Source organism: Methylobacterium frigidaeris, assembly GCF_022179185.1.
Classification (GTDB): domain Bacteria; phylum Pseudomonadota; class Alphaproteobacteria; order Rhizobiales; family Beijerinckiaceae; genus Methylobacterium; species Methylobacterium frigidaeris.
Map to the genome: position 1 here is coordinate 1 of NZ_BPQJ01000412.1, position 225 is coordinate 225.

At 63.6% G+C, this 225-nt stretch carries 1 protein-coding gene; it reads left to right on the plus strand.

Annotated features, from left to right (window positions below):
- A partial coding sequence (locus MFF64_RS37510; protein ID WP_238194164.1) for a cbb3-type cytochrome c oxidase subunit I occupies window positions 1-225 on the plus strand: 225 nt, incomplete at both ends.

A 225-nucleotide genomic window follows, 5' to 3' on the forward strand; every position in this document is an offset into this window, starting at 1 on the left:
TGGTGGCGATCGCGGTGATCGGCTTCTTCACCTGGGGCCACCACATGTTCACCTCGGGCATGTCTCCTTTCGCCGCCCTGGTGTTCTCGTTCCTGTCCTTCATCGTGGCGGTACCGTCCGCCATCAAGGTGTTCAACTGGACCGGCACGCTCTATCGCGGCCAGGTCGGCTTCGAATCGCCGATGCTCTACGCGCTCGGCTTCGTCGGGCTGTTCACGCTCGGCG